Below are 13,346 nucleotides of genomic sequence, written 5' to 3'. Positions count from 1 at the left end.
ACTCTCCCCCGCCCTCCGACTCGACTGCTCTGTATTCTCTGTCTCATTCTGATCACGCCAAGGCATCGAAGATGGATTCGAGGTTCTGTTTCACTTCCCAGTCGAAACTAAACATGAGTGCTAGTGCCAGGGCTACGTAGACCCCGATACCGACGAGTACCAGCAAAACGAACTCCAGCAGCGGTGCATCGAGCGTCACCGTCTGATACACGTAGGTCACGGCGGCCGCCATCCCGACGCTCGCCGCAAGCGGATACGACACCTCCCTGAACACTCGTATCGGCGACGCTTCCACGGTCCGGGCGATGAGATACGCGTCTATCGGCATCATCGGGAAGATGTAGACGCCCGTGATGAGCGCCGATGTCCCCTCGATCCCATATCTCATTGTGACCGGGTAGATGAATATGGCAATAAGGACTACACGCAGAGCGGAGAGTTTAGCGATGTAATCCGGTCGCCCGACCGCCTTCCAGACCGGGCCCATCGTTGCACCCATTGAGCGTAACAATCCGTAGATAGCTAGCAACTGCAGCACTGGTACCATCGGCTGCCATTCCGGGGTAAAAAATGCTTCAACAAATGCGGGTGCGACTGCTGCGATCCCCATTGCTGCTGGGAACGAAGCTAACGTGGTCATCCTAAGTGTCTGGAAGTAGCCGGACCGCAACTTTTCCACGTCGTTCTGTACCTTTGAGTACGCCGAAAACGTCACACTTGAGATTGTCTGAGTGATTTCGGTCGCTGGCGCGTTCGAGAGTCGGTAGGCGAGTTGGTAAAACCCCAGTGCGCTCGCCATGAGCGCCCAGCCGACAAACGCGTCGTCTCCTCTGCTGTACAGGAAATACAAGATGGAATTGGCAGTCATCCACTTCCCGAAACTGTAGCGCTTCTTCGCAACATCGAGATCGAACGAAGGCCACGGACGGTACCCGTCCGCCAGATACGAGACGAGGAACCGGGCCATGTCGCCGGCGATGTATCCGATTGCCAGTGCATAGACGGTCGGTTCATACAGAGCCAGGCCTACGGTGACGACGAAGTATGCCACTGCGCCGCTGACTCTGTATACGAATTCTTTGTGGAAATCTAGACTCTTCTGGAAATAGACGACAGCAGGGTTTCGTAACCCAACGATAAACGGCGAGAGGGCGATCACTCGAAACAGATCGGTCGCCGAAGGTTGGTTGAATAACGACGCAATAAACGGAGCGCCAAGGAACAGGATCAAGGCGATTACCGTCCCTCTGGCTGTCTCGATTGTCCAGGCAGTGTTGAGCTCGTCGTCGACGTTGTCCTCCTCGGCCTGTATCAGAGCGGACTTGATGCCCAACTCGGAGAACTTCTTGAGTGAAGAGAGTGTCAACAGCGCGATCCCCATCAAACCGAATGCACGTGGGGATAACAATGCGGCCACGATGACTAACAATAGCAACTCTAGTCCTCGTTCGGTGACGTTCATTACGCCGACCCAAACACCACTCTTCACGGCCTGCTCCATGACATCATCACTGGCCGGGAGCAGTCGCTTTATTAACCGCTTCAGTTGATCTAGCATCGCCGTTCGCACTCCTTGTCGCGTGTGTGACGAGCCACAACACTAGGACGATTGACGGATCTCAGTGTGTTCTTCCAACTCAGAACCCTATATTGCTGTGCCTGCATAGACTCTCCGTTGCTACATACTTCGGATACCATCTGTTTGTTATGGGCGGGGTAACTGTAGTGCAGCTGAACTATCCGGGCGTATCTTGACAGTCCTTCTCAGTGTGCAACTATTCGAGTGTACTGGGATTCATTGATTGTTCGCAGTGAGTACCTGCCCGCTTTCGACCATCGACTCCAGCGGGTTATCGTCGATTTCCAGCGGGAAGTCGACTCGGCCGCACCGCCGAGCGGACTCCCAGCAGCCGAATATAAGTTCCGTTGCCTGCAGTGCGTTGTCGGCTGAAAGTTCAGGTTCACGACCTGTAGAAAGTGCGTCAACGGAGTCTGCTATGGCACGGTCGATATAGGTTTCAGGTCTCGCGTTTTCTACAGTGGCTCCCGGAATTCGAGCGCTGATCTTCTGTTTTGCGGCATCGAAGATTGTTTCGTTGGGACCATGTACGTCCTCTCCATCTGTACCGATCGTCTCCCACTTTCTGCCGGTCCGAACCCGTAGCGGAACCTCGCCGCCGATTTCTATCATTCCGTCTGATCCCAGCAATCGCATATGGCAGTCGACAATACCACCATCCCCTGTTGATGCAAGCCCGTTGACACCGTTCGTATAACGCCATTGCGCGATGGCTTGATTTTCGTTATGGGCCCCAAACTGTACGTTTTCCTCGCTGTATTCGATCCCAGCCATCACCCATTTTGACATCGTCTGGTCAGTGAAGTACCCACAGAGATCAAACAGGTGTGACCCGTAATCAAACAGGTTTTTTCCACCGAGTTCAATCCGCTCTAACGAGCCTATTCTTCCGTTTTCAAGCAGCGATTTGGCTTTCCGGAACGGCTTTCCGAACCGCCGCTGGTGGTTGAACGTAAGTTGGATGCCAGCACGCTTACAGGCCGATACCATTTTCTGACAGTCCTCCCATCTCGTTGCCATCGGCTTTTCACAGTGAATCGCGTCCATTACCCCACTTTCAGCACACGTCATCACAACAGGTGCGTGAATATGTGGCGGAACACAGACACTGACAATGTCGGGCTTGACAGCATTGAGCATCTTCTCAGTGTCCGTGTAGACATTTCGGTCTGAGAGATCCCACCGTTCACCGAAATCTTTCGCGTTCTCCGGGATGACGTCAGCACAGGCGGTGAGTTCACAGGAATCTAGCCGTCTGTACGCGCCTGCATGTCTATATGCCATTGCGAACCCGTCAGTATCCGGATCGTCCGGATCTGCGCCAGTCCCAATGACTGCGACAGTGTACGTCATTAATTGAAGATGGGATAGTAGCCACAATAGTAGTAACCTCGTACTGAGTCATTCAGACAGTCCACACTGACTGGGTGGTCTCTCAATGCTACCGTAATAATATCTCTGAAACTCTCGTCTCTTCTTATCAGAACGGGTGTAGACAACCATCTTGTGTAGTTTTAGAACATACACAGAGTTTTATATGACTCTTAACCACTCCGCTTTCGGAGCACTGTCTAGTTCTGGATGACATCGGCTGGTGTTTCGCCGTCGAGTGCTTGGTTCGGCCGTTCGTGGTTGTGGTAGTGTCTGAAGCTCTCGGCGGATTCCAATCAGGACAACCAGACCACCAACAAAGGATCTGTTCACTCGTGAACCGACCACTGTCGCTCGTTGATCGAATATACGAAGCCAGTTAAACCAGTTGGCGTTTGATTTTTGGATAACCCCATATCTATATTAGTTGTATCCCTGTCCAAACCGTTAGGTGATTAATAGCATCCGCTGCAACAATATTGACGGTATGGCCTGTTTACTAAAACGGTCTCCGTCGTTTGATTTTTCACAATGATGGACCAAAGTCGTCGCCGACAAAGCGCAGTTACAGTAACAAGGGGAGCTATCTCACTGTACTGATGTCTTCAGATGGAGAGACTAGGGCCGTGGAGTCGGAGCGGGCGACCCGTCGGACCATTCTAGCCCTCGTTGCGACTGGACTCTCGTTCGGTGCTGCAGTGCTTTTGAAACGGGAGATCTTGTATCGTGGGTACGGCGAGGATGGTTATGGAGAACAGGGCTTTGGAGAGTGATTATTCTTGTTTCTCGTACACTCTCTACCACGGGTTGAGACCAGCGGCTACTAGCTTGTGAGCTTGTGTAATATGAAAATACTAACAAGTCCCAGCGGTACGTTAGTCTGACGGATCTGTGGATTGGACGGATCGATCAATATCCGGTACCTCGCCTTTGTCCTCTTCGTGGGTGTGACTCAGGTATCCTCGAATACGCCCAACTGTCTTTGCAACAGTACTGCCCGCTTCTACCACAGTCGCTACTGGCGTTATTCTGACGTAATTCAATGGATCAAGTGCCTCACAGAAAACATTCTTGAGCTGATTTGTTCGCGGGACGTTACATTTTGACCAGTAGTACGGACTCTTTGTCTCGAGCTTATACTGTTTCTTCCAGTACTCGGTAATAGATGATGCGTACGGGTGGTCGACGATGAGTTCGGGGTCATACCGAATATCAAACTCGCTTCTGATTCGTCTGGCGAGTTCCTTTTCTTCGTGACCCCACCCCATTTGTTCGTCCCACCCACCAACAGCGTTAAAGACGGTCCTGTGAACACCCATGTTACATCCCCAGAAGTGGTTGACGTAGCAAGGATCGTCTCCCCAGTCGTAATGGGCTGTGAAATGGTGGGCAAACACATCATCGACTGGGTGGACGGTTCGACCGGCGTATGCCGCCTCTGTTTCGAGGACCTCATCAGCCTTTTGTAGATATCCTTGACGGGGTCGGGAATCATCATCGAGAAATACTATCTTGTCGGCTGAGGCTTGTCTGATTCCTTCATTTCGTGCCTTAGTCACTGGGCTCTCATCACACACGATAACCTCGAAGTCGTCGAACGTCTGGTCTTTGAGGCACTGTATTGCTTCAATCTCATCACGCGGCTTCAACGTCGCGATGATAACGCTGACCGACACCATGTAATATTCTACGAAGTAGAACTCTTTTTCAACATATTAGTATAGCCATCCTGTCATTAGTAGGAAACACATTCTCCTGTCCATCCCTACCCTGGCATGGTCGCAATGACTGCCTGTACCCATGATACAACTCCGTAGATGAATACTACAAACCCACCCATGGAAACCCAGCGTAGCCGTTTGTGATTTTTTGGGCGGACACCATCTGGATTACTGAGTTCGACCGCAAACAGAAAGCCTGCGTAGCTGAGCAGGTAATACAGTAGCGGGTTCCAACGACCGATAAACATCATCCCTCCCAGCGTCGCTGATAGCCAGACGATAAAAACCCCCACGAACCGTCGAACCCATCCAGCACACATAGTCAGTCAATACACGTCTTCCTGTTTTGTTATGCTACTACTATCGCGTCCTATTGAAAGGTGGTTTGGATGCCGCTTACAGCGGTGGTCACCATGTTGGTAGCTATTGATACACAATATTCAACTGGGAGCTCTGTCGATGAGCCACAGGAACACTGTCACTAAGAGAAACAGTACTTCGAAGACAATGTGTCAGAACCGGTTTTCAATCGACTTCAACTAACGCTTTCGGGAGGTCCTCAGTCAGTGGCTAAAGCCGTGTTCCCTCCCCGCCGCGAGAGCTATGTTTTCATCGCTCACGCTTTCTCAGATGTACTACTGTGATGCTGCGACTAATCGTGACCGACTTGTGCGGATGAAACACATTCTCGCTTCGCTAGTAACGTTGTTCCGTTATCGCCGTAGATCTCGAAGCGAATCCGAGTGAATAACAATAAACTCTTCTTCACCGAGTTGTGACTCATGCTCCGGCAAAAATATCAACTGTGAATCAGTTGACGATTTGACAACCGTTAGTTCTTCCATCTCGTAGCCCAGATCTGATTCCCAGTCTGGATCTGTCGGTACGTCTTCCCACTCCTCTGTGGTCATCATTCAGCTGCCACTCCATTCAAACATTCTAGTCTTGACAAACTCAACCGCTGGTGGGAAAATAGCGAATTCTGACCACCTCTCCGTACCGCTAATCTTAGATTAAGACAATCTTTGAACTTCCTCTCTATTGCGCTGACATCGAGCATATCTCGGAAAGGAGTAATTACTATATTAAAGATTGCGTCCTTATATGCAATATGTATATACCATTTACACCTATTTACTTACCAATTCTCCCTATAATCTCCTATGGAATAATCCCGTGAAAACACCTCAATATCTGGTAGTAGGTTCAAATTACCCTGATATTCGACAGGACTACACTGGATAATGACACCGTCTTGCACCGTAGTACGGTGAGCAAATGAATACAGCCACGGGATCCACTATCGGGTTGGACTCATCCAAGGGTTTTCGAGTGTACCTGTACCAATGCCACTCCTGTATCTGTGGACCTGTCATCTATGTATCCATACGGACCCTTCTACCTGAGCGCTACGCCTGAGACTCTAAAGTAACAATCAAATCTTAATTGGTGCCATTTCGTACCTCCGGTGTTACTCGATTTTGAGTGATCGAATCAGCTACCGCATTCCACGTAAGTCTATAGTGAGGGTGTCATAGAACTCTTGTCACACCGTGATGATCGTGCTTCCCGGATTGTCTCCGCGTTCGTAGTTGGTGATAGCGACGACGAGGCGAAGGCACAGAGCAAGAAACACCTGCGATCGTGCGTGGACGCGGCCTCGGGCGTGCGTTCGCCCGAGGCCGCAGTCCTTCACTGATTCGTTGGTTCGTTCGACGCCAGTACGGCGGTTGTACGTCTCGTCTAGGATTGATTGCTTCAGCTGGACGCCCTCACTGTGTTCCTCGATGCGGTCTTCGATCCTGTACTCGATGTCTTTCGGGTCATCAGTGTTTCGCGCGTTGTACGGAGCGACTGGCACGACCCCTGCGGTCAGCAGGTGGTCGTGCCAGTCGAGCGTGTCGTAGGCGCTGTCACCAACCATCCAGATTGGTTGCTCAACGGCGAGCGCGTCACGTGTGACGCGCATCGCCGTCTCTTCCGGTGCTTGTTTGCTCTCGGTGAACTCGGCTGCAATCGGGATCTTTTGCCCGGTCGAGACGATCGTGCAACCGTAGCCGTAGTAGTACTCGTCGTCGGTTGGATCGTAGCACTTCGACGCGTCTGGATCGGTGGGCATCGCCCTCACGTCGGTTGAATCGATACAGTAGGTCAAGTCGAGCAGGCCGCGTCGGGCGGCCTGCTCGACGAGTCGGTCAAAGACCTCGTTGACGACGTGTTCGAGGTCGGTGAGAAAGCGATCGACCGCGTCTCTCGACGGCGGTCGATCGAAGCCACAGCTCAGCCAAACAACCGTGTTCCGAAGCTCCCGCTCAACCGGACGAATGCCGTAAATGTCCTTGTAGTAGCAGTGGAGAAAGCCACGCATCAGCTCTGGTGGTTCGTGGTCTCGTGTTCGCCCCGTCTTTGCCGGGGCGAACACGTCGAACCCTTCGAGAAACTCGAAGGAGAGGTGCTCAAACAACGCTAACGTTTCCGTCTCCACGACATTGAAGAACGACTCTACCGAAGGATCATCTTGCAGGGTCGCTGGACTCATCCACCTCAGCGTTCACCCTGCTCTTTGGTGTGCTACTCGTTCTATGACACCCTCCTATAGTGGTAAGCTCCGCTATGCCGGAATAACACGACTATAACAATACGCCCCTGTACGGAAGGTCCTGATGGAGAGGGCAGTTACCCGACACCCACAACCGGCCCAATCCTTACCACCCCCCTCAGGGACGCTCGTGCCCTGTATAGTCGCTGTCGACTCGGATCGCTCTCTCCACTTTGACAGTGAGCCGGAACGGCTTCGGTCACACCGTTTTATCCGGCTCACTCCGGTCTCGACTTCTTAGCTATGACGACTGAACTCAAATCTTTTGCTACGGATTCGCTGATTGCCCTGATTAACTGTGTTAGGAACTAGAATGCCATCGGTATCCAGCAGATATAACGCAACTGTACTAGAACTCGCGGCCGAGAAGCGACGTTATGATTGCATTCAAAATAGCCGATGAACTCCCCTACACCGATTCCTGAATGTGTACCTATGATCGGCGCAAAATTCAGAGTGGTTTACAACAAAATTCCGAAAGCTCGACACCAGTACACCTCGGATATGAATTAACTGGTAAGAGTGTAGAAGAAGCCAACTACCTCAAATATGAACTCAATTACTAAACTGTACCAGTTACTCGTAGCGGTGTATGCCGGAACATATCTCCGACAGCGAAATGGAACGGATTTCGGAATTCGCGAGCACTCCGATGTACAAACGGTCGCCAGATCAGTTACTACCTGACGGGGCGGCTGACGACAAAGAATAACACACCCCCGGGGGGTGCTTACCAGTCAACATAGTTCCGCTCACGGCTCGCCGATATCGAAGGACTTGCCATTCTTTCCTCGCCGCCTAGAGACTGCGTGAGCAATAGAAAGCACGAGAAATGAACTAATGACAACTAGTCCGACAACTATCGGACTGACCGCACTGAGTGGCGGAAGGCCGACAATTGCTGCAAGGAGTAAAATGGCGTTCAACAGGGCGGCAGCTCCATAGTATTGATACCATTTTGAATCATCATCGCTATTGCTAATGAACGGTTCCACCTCCGGAGCATCCTCTCGAAGAGCTATCTCACCTGTATCGGCGTCGTACGTTATCAACCCTGCCTCTTGAAGCTTCGGAGCATGGGTTTGATACAGTGAAACGTACACCCGCTTTCGCGCCTGCGAGGAGAGTTCTTCGACGGTCGTGTCGTTCTCCCACGCAGCTAACTCCTCAGCTAAATCGGTTAGCTGGACCGCCTCCTTTTGCTGGCGTAGATAGTAAAGCGTATATCGACGCCTCGAACTGCTGAGGATGTCGAACATTTGATCGCGTGAGAGCTCTGGTTCTTCCTCTACCATCGGTTCGCTCATAACCTCGATTGCTGCATTGGTTTGTGTTCAGGCCGCGAGAGCGACATATATACACGAAACCCGGGGTACCGTTTTGTTACACCCCCGTTACCTTCTAATTCCAGAGTAAGAAATAGCTACTTGTCCAGCGCACCGAACTACTGTTCTTCGCTGACTGACCACAGTCAGTATATAATCCCTTAAAATTCCACATCGTGAAGTGTTTAACGTACAACATAATCCAGTCATAGCTACGTGTAATGAATAAAAACAAATCTGCGCGTGAAAGCGCAGTACAGTGCGTTATTGTTTAGATCGGTACACGCCTCTGTTTCAGTACTGCGAAGCTGCGGATCCTTTCGTATTAGTATAATACCATATATTAGTACTACAATATCAAACCTCAATGAGGATAGACGGAAACTACATAACATCCTATTAATAATACATAGCGTCTCCGTAGGGCTGATTCTGCTACTCGATTCACTAAGTTGCTGACAGGCGATTCAGTAATCACATGGAAAAAGAATTCTCTGTGGCTGTCCTCCATGCTGACATATCGGGCGTATATTGATGCATGGCAGAAGATCTCGTCTACTGATTGGGTTGAGAGCGTGACCCCTCAATAATCGCTCTACAAATTCGCCTATGTCTCTGTGGCCTCTGTGTTGTTCTCCCGCATTGTCTCCACGCCGTGCTCTCTTGCCGGTGGCTCCTCGTTATCTGTTCACGTAAGAACTAGTAGGACGTTGCTAGCCAGTTATGTCGGCGTGATTTCGATGGTCTCGCTATCTCGAATCCGAACGGTGTACCCACTGTATGTGAAACTAATCTGAATGTCGTCGTTGGACTGCCCTGCAACAAGCGTGTCGAGGGCGTCCGGGTCAATTTGGTTATACAACGGCGGGAGACTGGTTTCCGCTACGGATTCTTTCGCTGCTATAGCGGTTACAATCGCTTCACTCGGCGATTCGTACTGGTTTGCCCAAAAGACAGTTTCTGTCTCGTTCCACTCCAAACTCATTGTTCTTTGTATGAACGCACTCCCGTATCAGTATATACTCTATCAGACTAGCAAACTCAAATAACGGGCGCTATCTATCTAGATGCTGGGTCGTTCCGCCTTCGCTAAACAACTGTTCAAGTAGCTTCCGGATAGCTACCCGAAGGTGGTGGCTGAACGTCGGCTGTGAAATATCGAGAGTATCGGCTATCTCTTGACCGGTCTTGTCGCGTGGAGATTGATAGAATCCGCTATAAAAGGCTGCAAGCAGGACCTCGAATTGACGGGGGGTTAGCTGTGCTGTCAATTCTGAGTGGAACGACTCACGAGTTTGGACACCATGTTCCCGCTTGTGACGGCTCACGAGTTCGATGTCTGGACACGACCGCCGTAATTCAGCTATAAGCTGGCGAATATCGACAGTCTGTGGGACCTCAAGCTGAATCTCCAGAATTTCACCGTCAGACTGGATTAACTTCGGGGCCCCCCCTTGTTCGGCGACTGTCAGTGCGAGCTGTGTCCCTGATACTGTTGCTTCGAACAAGCTCGTGTCTTCAGTGTCAGTTAGACACTCTAATCGCTCAATCCGGGGTAGGGTGTCCAAACACGCTTGTAGGTCACCGGGGGAAGCGTCAGTGCTGAAAAACACGATACAGCTGGTATCGCCCTGTGGGACGATTCCTTCGAATGTGATTTCTGCATCGACGACGCCAGCGATACGATGAATGATATCGTCGGAGTCCGTCGCTTCCAACTGGAGTTCGACAGCCCGATCTGCGACGAGCCCTTGCTTCGTCTCAATGCTGTTGATAGCGTATCCGACCGTTTCACTCACCTCTTCGAGTACTGACTGTGTCGGCAGATCGAAAACGTCCGGCGTTTTCGCATACACGGTCAGAATGCCGTAGGAGAGCTGCTGATAGCTGAGTGGGATGCTGACGACTGACTGGAACCCCCGTTCCAGCAGCCGCCGCTGCCACCCCTTTCCCCTGAGCCCGTCTGCGATGTTGTTGTTCAGCGTCTGTTCGTTAGTTCGGGCTGTCTGGACTGCTGGCGGAGGCGGTGTCTCATTCGTGGGCGTACGGGATTCCTCCAGAAAGCCACGGTCGGTTCCTGCCCACGTCCGTGGTGTAACCCGGTCGGTATCGGATTCGTATTCGCCGATCCAAGCAAACGAACAGATGTCGGATGCGACCAACTGGTCACACACTGCTTGCTCTATTTCTGAGCGACTGTCTGCCCTGAGTACGCGCTCGTGAATTTTCTGACTCAGTTCTGTCAGTCGATTCATCTGCTCAAGCTGAACCGTCCGTTTCTCCAGATCACGCTGTCTGTCTTCGAGTTCTGTCTCGTAAGTCAACCTATCGAACGCCGCTCGAATTGTCGCACCGAGGAGTTCGGTAATTCGACGTGTCTGGGTATCGAACACGCCGCCGATAGTGTCGCCCGCTCGAAGCACCCCGTGGTCCCCCAGCGGGACAAACACGGCTTTCCCATCAGCCATCGTGTCCCCGCCTGCTTTCGACGTCGAGTTTTCGTCGCACACGATAGTCTCCTCGGTGAAAAAGGCTGAGCTAACAGGGCTATCACCGTCTGCTGGGAGAGCCTGATACTCCTCGATCTCCGTGGCAGCAAGTGGGCGGAAGACGTTGGTCTCGCTGTCGAACGCGTACAGCACAACTTCGGGGAGACCGATAATATCACGGGTTCGCGATACAACAATTTGAGCAGCTTCCTCCTCTGAAGTCACGCCCAAGAGATCTGTTGCCGTTTCGTACAACTGTGTAAAACCCATCTCCGCCCGCTGTGTCTGTAGTTCGTTACCGATCCACTTGCTCAGCAGGTCCACGAGTGTTACGTCCCAGTCCGAGAACCCGGCCTTGTCTGTCCCGGAACCGTAGAAACAGAGCGTTCCGTAAGTACTCCCACCCACAGTCAGTGGCGTTCCGAGGTATCGATTGACTTCGTCATCCCATATATTGTTTCGGTCACTGTCACCGCATTCGGTATCAACGTCTGTCACCACGACTGTCTCCCCGTTTGCGATAGCTTCCGCGCAGGGGGTTTCCGACAGGGGAATCGTTCCACCTGAAAAAATTGTTTCGTCAGGTGTCTGAAGTACTTCGAAATCGTATTCCATTCCGTTGACATTAGAGAGTGTCGCATACTCAGTCCCAAGCACACTGCGGCCGACCTGCATGAGGTCCGCTATCTGTTCCTGTAGTGCGCCTTCTCGTGCTGTGAACACTTCAGTAATCGTTCGCAGGACTTCTTCCCGCATTTCGAGTTCGGCACGCGTCGCGGTTGAATGGAGGCCATCAGCAACAATCTCCGCAAGTTCTGTCAGCACAGCCTGCTCCGCCTCGTCAAACGCGAAGGGTGTGTCAGCGTATATCGAAATCACACTCTGTACTGATCCCGTGTACTGAATGGGGAGCACGATCATCGACCGAAACCCGTATTCCGATATGAGCTCGCGCCAAGGCTGAGCCGATGATTCAGTCCGGATGTCAGACGCTACTTGATGCTCGCCGGTTTCGATCGCACGGCCGAACGGCCCGTCATCGAAAACTGAGCGGCCATAGCGGGAGAGCATCGCTTCGACGTATTCGAGTGCGTCGCCACCACCCGCAGAGGAGACGATGTCGCCTGACTCGTTTTTTTCGCCGATCCAAGCGAACTGGTAGGCATCCGAACTGGTCAGAATTTCGCAGACAGCCTCTTTGATCTCCTCGGCCGTTGATGCCCGCAACACTTGGCGGTTTATCTCCCGAAATAGTGAATTGATCCGAGATAAGCGCGCTGTTTCCCGTTGAAATCGGTATGATTCGACCGCGTTCTCGATTCTGTTTGTGAGCACTGTGTACTGCTCTGGCCCGCCGCCTTTCACGAAGTAGTCGGTGACGCCGGCTGAAACCGCTTCGCTGGCGAGCTTCTCGCTCCCTTGCCCTGTCAACAGAATAAACGGAAGGTCACCGTTAGACTGTCGCACCGTTTCTACGAACTCAATCCCGTCAGTTTCGGGCATCTCGTAGTCACTGACGATACAGTCGATCGACTCTGAATCGAAGTAACTGAGCGCATCCTCGACGCTCGCGGCCTCGATGACCTCGATACGGTCGTTCTCGTGTTCCAGCAGTTCCGCCGTCGTCTGCCGGAACTCGCCGTAGTCATCGACTAACAGCACCTTGATTTTCGAGGCTGCCGTTCCACTATCCGTTGGCGCCGGTCCAGTCTCACCGGCCAACTTCCGCATACTACACTACTTACGCGACAGTCCGTATAAACGTTTGACTTGGTCGCAACGCTGCCGTGGTTCTACGCCCGTTGGCAGTACCGTCTCCCGTGAGGAATTCGGCTTCTTCTCCAAACTAGTAGGTCACTCATATTTTAGACCGTATCCGGACACTGTGCCCTCCGAACCACGGTTCATTTTCATCGATATTATTGAAATAGTACATATGGCGGAACGTTATATATGTCAAAATACACTTTCATAAGATACTATCGTACAGATACTGAGCGTGTGGAAACACGATTTATACGAATATTAGCTGGAACCCGAATTTAGTGCTGCGTGTAATTATCGTATAATAGTGTGTCAATAATGTCCGATAATAGTAATAACACAATACTATTTGAATATCTGACTTTTCCATCAGTTCAAAAAATACAATCTCTTTCCAACCGTTTACCCACTTTCAAAATACATACTAAGGGTGTATATTTTGCAGGCGACAACTACACCGCGGATACACCGTCCGTCAAAAACTATTACTGAACAGGC

8 protein-coding genes and 1 pseudogene are annotated in these 13,346 nt (G+C 51.5%); all 9 read right to left on the bottom strand.

The window, feature by feature from the left end; translation table 11 throughout:
* Positions 1 to 52: 52 nt before the first annotated feature.
* Positions 53 to 1,558, bottom strand: coding sequence for a lipopolysaccharide biosynthesis protein (locus Har1129_RS19120; RefSeq protein WP_151102412.1), 1,506 nt, complete (start codon positions 1,556 to 1,558; stop codon positions 53 to 55).
* Positions 1,559 to 1,795: 237 nt separating this feature from the next.
* Complete coding sequence (locus tag Har1129_RS19115; RefSeq protein WP_151102411.1) at positions 1,796 to 2,932, bottom strand: Gfo/Idh/MocA family protein; 1,137 nt, start codon at positions 2,930 to 2,932, stop codon at positions 1,796 to 1,798.
* Positions 2,933 to 3,150: 218 nt separating this feature from the next.
* Positions 3,151 to 3,228 (bottom strand): annotated as a pseudogene (locus Har1129_RS19110) (IS6 family transposase); the annotation flags it as partial.
* Positions 3,229 to 3,825: 597 nt separating this feature from the next.
* Complete coding sequence (locus tag Har1129_RS19105) at positions 3,826 to 4,629, bottom strand: glycosyltransferase family 2 protein (protein ID WP_151102410.1); 804 nt, start codon at positions 4,627 to 4,629, stop codon at positions 3,826 to 3,828.
* Positions 4,630 to 5,384: 755 nt separating this feature from the next.
* Positions 5,385 to 5,585, bottom strand: coding sequence for a hypothetical protein (locus Har1129_RS19095; protein WP_151102408.1), 201 nt, complete (start codon positions 5,583 to 5,585; stop codon positions 5,385 to 5,387).
* A 632-nt stretch (positions 5,586 to 6,217) separates the two neighbouring features.
* A complete protein-coding gene (locus Har1129_RS19090; RefSeq protein WP_151098964.1) occupies positions 6,218 to 7,210 on the bottom strand; it encodes a transposase in 993 nt (330 codons plus the stop codon).
* A gap of 812 nt (positions 7,211 to 8,022) precedes the next feature.
* A complete protein-coding gene (locus Har1129_RS19085) occupies positions 8,023 to 8,565 on the bottom strand; it encodes a hypothetical protein (RefSeq protein WP_151102407.1) in 543 nt (180 codons plus the stop codon).
* Positions 8,566 to 9,316: 751 nt separating this feature from the next.
* On the bottom strand, positions 9,317 to 9,580 hold the full coding sequence (locus tag Har1129_RS19080; protein WP_151102406.1) for a HalOD1 output domain-containing protein: 264 nt from the start codon (positions 9,578 to 9,580) through the stop codon (positions 9,317 to 9,319).
* 70 nt (positions 9,581 to 9,650) lie between these two features.
* Positions 9,651 to 12,815 (bottom strand): GAF domain-containing protein, encoded by a 3,165-nt coding sequence (locus Har1129_RS19075; protein WP_151102405.1) that lies wholly within the window; start codon positions 12,813 to 12,815, stop codon positions 9,651 to 9,653.
* Between the last annotated feature and the right edge of the window lie 531 nt (positions 12,816 to 13,346).

This window comes from Haloarcula sp. CBA1129, assembly GCF_008729015.1.
Lineage (GTDB): Archaea > Halobacteriota > Halobacteria > Halobacteriales > Haloarculaceae > Haloarcula.
This window is presented reverse-complemented; position numbering and strand designations above follow the sequence as displayed.